The sequence below is a fragment of the Streptococcus sp. 3613 genome (assembly GCF_013277375.1).
Taxonomy (GTDB): Bacteria; Bacillota; Bacilli; order Lactobacillales; family Streptococcaceae; genus Streptococcus; species Streptococcus pseudopneumoniae.
In genome coordinates this window covers 1-4,049 of the sequence record NZ_VMMV01000092.1, presented here as the reverse complement: position 1 = coordinate 4,049, position 4,049 = coordinate 1, and the positions used below count along the sequence as shown (strand labels likewise).

Here is a 4,049-nt window from a genome sequence, read left to right as displayed (position 1 = left end):
CCTGTTCTTATTTCATTTCACTATGAAAACGTTTAAAATATTTTCAACAACCTATCGAAATCATCGTAAACGCTTCGGATTACGAATGAATTTGATTGTTGGTATTATCAATCATGAACTAGGATTCTAGTTTTGCAGGAAGTCTATTGTCAAAAATGTGATGGTAATCTTGTCCATCGACTGTCAGGTGACGTTCATAAATGCCTGAAGTCACGACAGATTGATTGACAACGGGAATGGTCATTAAGTGATTTCCCCTCGGATTGGCTGAATCTTGAATCTCGATTTGCCAAGGGTTATCCCCTCTTGCCTGATTTTTTCCAATGGTCAGGATACTCCCTCCCAGATTGATCAAGGCAGAAGTCATACCCTCTTTTCTAAGAAATTGGGCACCCTTTATCTGCACTATAACCCTTGACTAAACAACCTAAATCGATTTTCATTCCTTTCTGCTTTAAGAATACAATGGAAGTAGAAGAATCTAACTCGATATCATGAGGATTGATTAGAGACAGCACCGCTTCAATTTCTTGAGGTTGTGCAGCTTTGGCATCTGAAAAACCAATGCGCCAGGTTTGAATTAGGGGATCAATACTGATGTTGAGCTGGCTATAGAGTGCTAGGCTATGCTCTAAACCAAGTGAAATCAGTTCAAACAGGTCTGGATGAACAGTGACGGGGGCTATTCCTGCTTGATAATTGATTTCCATCAACTCAGATTCTTGACTATTGGCATTGAAATGGTATTCAAGCTTTTTGAGCAAATCAAAGGATTTTTAGAGTAAGATATCTGCTCACTCATTAACTAATGAAATAGTGATAGTGGTTCCCGTTAGGAGTTCAGAATGTGAACGAAGAGGCAAGCTAGCAACTTTTTTCTTTTGTAGAAAATAAGTTGCAATATCAAATAATTATATAAATGGAAGACCTTGTATTTTATTTTCATGTTATTATAATACCATAAAGCTAGAATTTTCATAAATTAAATTTGGAAAAAGTCAAGAAATATGCTTAAAAAAATTCATTAGGCTTGAAATTAGGATAAATGGAGAATTGTTTTTGATAAAAAATGATAAAGTAATAGCAAACCTCTGGTAAACGCTGACAATAAATGGTATACTAGTAAGGTAAATTTAGAATGAAAGTAGGAAATTTTTTATGAGTAAAATTGTTGTAGTCGGTGCTAACCATGCTGGTACAGCATGTATTAATACTATGTTGGATAATTTTGGAAATGAGAACGAAATTGTTGTATTTGACCAAAACTCTAGCATCTCTTTCCTAGGATGTGGAATGGCTCTTTGGATTGGTAATCAAATTGACGGTGCTGAAGGCTTGTTCTATTCTGATAAAGAAAAATTGGAAGCTAAAGGTGCTAAGGTTTACATGAACTCACCTGTTCTTTCAATCGACTATGATAACAAAGTAGTCACAGCCGAAGTTGAAGGAAAAGAGCACAAAGAATCATACGAGAAATTGATTTTCGCTACAGGTTCTACACCAATCTTGCCACCAATAGAAGGTGTTGAAATTCTTAAAGGAAACCGCGAATTTAAAGCAACTCTTGAAAACGTACAATTCGTGAAATTGTACCAAAACGCTGAAGAAGTGATCAATAAACTTGCTGACAAGAGCCAACACCTTGACCGTATCGCCGTTGTTGGTGGTGGTTACATTGGTGTTGAACTTGCTGAAGCCTTTGAGCGTCTTGGAAAAGAAGTTGTCCTTGTCGATATCGTTGATACTGTCTTGAACGGTTACTATGACAAAGACTTTACACAAATGATGGCGAAGAACTTGGAAGACCACAACATCCGCTTGGCTCTTGGTCAAACTGTTAAAGCAATCGAAGGTGACGGTAAAGTTGAACGCTTGATTACCGATAAAGAAACTTTTGATGTGGATATGGTTGTTCTTGCGGTTGGTTTCCGTCCTAACACAGCTCTTGCTGACGGTAAGATTGAACTCTTCCGAAATGGTGCTTTCCTTGTAGATAAGAAACAAGAAACTTCAATTCCAGGTGTATTTGCAGTTGGTGACTGTGCGACTGTCTATGATAATGCTCGTAAAGACACAAGCTACATCGCCCTTGCTTCAAACGCAGTTCGTACTGGTATCGTTGGTGCCTACAATGCTTGTGGACATGAATTGGAAGGAATCGGTGTTCAAGGTTCAAACGGTATCTCAATCTATGGTCTTCACATGGTTTCAACTGGTTTGACTCTTGAAAAAGCAAAAGCTGCAGGTTACAATGCGACTGAGACAGGATTTAACGATCTTCAAAAACCAGAATTCATGAAACACGATAACCATGAAGTAGCGATTAAGATTGTCTTTGACAAAGATAGCCGTGAAATTCTTGGTGCCCAAATGGTTTCACACGATATTTCAATCAGCATGGGAATTCACATGTTCTCACTTGCTATCCAAGAGCATGTAACAATTGATAAATTGGCATTGACAGACCTCTTCTTCTTGCCACACTTCAACAAACCATACAACTACATCACAATGGCTGCCCTTACAGCTGAAAAATAAAAATGATGAACTATCTGGTCTTAAGTTAAGGTCGGATAGTTTTTTAGGTACGACGGGTCATGGCCTACATCTGAGGAACAAGTCCTCTGTGGGCACTAGCTACCGATGAACCCAACAGCGCCCCTCAATCCTGACTATCGTGAGGTAGCGGACGAAGACGGTCTGGAGATAGACCCTGACGTTAGAGTAAAAAACGTTAGAGGAAAGAATAGCGAAATCCTGGTTCTAGGAACAGAGAGGTGCTAGGAAAGCCTATCTAGCAGATGAGATAGCCAAGAACTCTAAAGTTTAAATAGGTAGTCGTAACTTATATCTGTAAGTCATGAAAGTAATTGAATTCGGACTAAGGTTTGTGTGAAAAAGATAAATCTTCCTAGAGTCCAAAGACTCTGCGTCCGATTTCCTATTTTCACTGTAACCTTTTAACGTCCTCTGTTATAAAGGAAGAAAAATCTGGGACTGATTCCGTGAGGTTTCATGAGCGCCTAAAGCATAGTAACAAGGAATCATGAGAAGTCAGCAGAAGCCATAGTAGTGATGAAGTTTCTGTAGTAGTATTAAATGGTTCAGTTGTATTTCCCAAAAAGATGTGCCAATACAATGTATTACATAAATCGAATTTTAAATCTTAGGAAGTAGAAATTTTTAATGGTAGTAGATTTTCAAAGTGGTGAAATATGTTGAGGAATTTATTTTCTTTTCAAACATCAGATATTATTTATTTTGATAATGCAGCTACAGTTCCCAAGCCAAAAGCTGTTGTTAATAAATTAACAGAAGTTTATTCAGGAATTCCAATAAACATTAAGAGACATAATTCAAAAAATGATTTAATTTTTTCTAATGAATATGAGGCTGTTAAGAAAAAAATTAAAAATTTTCTAAGTGCCAGTAACTACAATGTGCTTTTCACTAAAAGTGCTACGGAGGCTTATAACTTACTTAGTAGGTCTATAAAATATAATAAAGGTAAATTAGGCGTGTCTGTATTAGAACACCATTCTAATTATTTACCTTGGAAAATGTTATAGTTGCTTAGTTTCAAACAAGCATGTTATAATAAAGCTATGGCATATAGTACAGATTTTAAACAGCGAGCATTAGATTACATCAAAGAGGGGGCACAGCCATGTCGAGGCAGCCAAGGTTTTTGATGTCGGCGTCAGAACTCTCTTCACGTGGGAAAAGAACTTACGTGAACAAGGACACTTAGAGAGGAAAAAGCGAGTCGTCAAAAACCGAAAGATTCCTTTAGAGGAATTGAAATCCTTTGTAGAGGCTCATCCAGATGCTTTTTTACGGGAAATTGCGGCACATTTTGATTGTGCTGTCCCTTCAGTATGGGCAGCTTTAAAGCAGATGAAGGTCACTTCAAAAAAAGATGACGAGCTTTAAGGAACAAGACCCAGAGAAAGTCGCTGAGTTTCTTGATATTTTGGATAACCTAAACGATTTACCAATCGTATATATTGATGAAACAGGAATCGACCGCTACCTCTATCGTCCTTATG

At 37.5% G+C, this 4,049-nt stretch carries 2 protein-coding genes and 2 pseudogenes; 3 read left to right on the top strand and 1 reads right to left on the bottom strand.

Going from position 1 to position 4,049, the window contains the following annotated elements; all coding sequences use genetic code 11:
* Positions 1-142: 142 nt before the first annotated feature.
* A pseudogene (locus HT708_RS10220) lies at positions 143-863 on the bottom strand (FAD:protein FMN transferase); the annotation flags it as partial.
* A 295-nt stretch (positions 864-1,158) separates the two neighbouring features.
* Here HT708_RS10220 and HT708_RS10215 point away from each other — a divergent pair.
* The 3 genes and pseudogenes from HT708_RS10215 to HT708_RS10205 form a co-directional block, all read left to right on the top strand.
* Entirely contained in the window at positions 1,159-2,538 is a 1,380-nt protein-coding gene (locus HT708_RS10215) for an FAD-dependent oxidoreductase (RefSeq protein ID WP_000036801.1), read from the top strand.
* Positions 2,539-3,215: 677 nt separating this feature from the next.
* Positions 3,216-3,569 carry an aminotransferase class V-fold PLP-dependent enzyme gene (locus tag HT708_RS10210; protein ID WP_000945719.1) on the top strand — a complete coding sequence of 118 codons (354 nt, stop codon included), beginning with the start codon at positions 3,216-3,218 and terminating at the stop codon, positions 3,567-3,569.
* 36 nt (positions 3,570-3,605) lie between these two features.
* Positions 3,606-4,049: pseudogene (locus tag HT708_RS10205) on the top strand (IS630 family transposase); the annotation flags it as partial.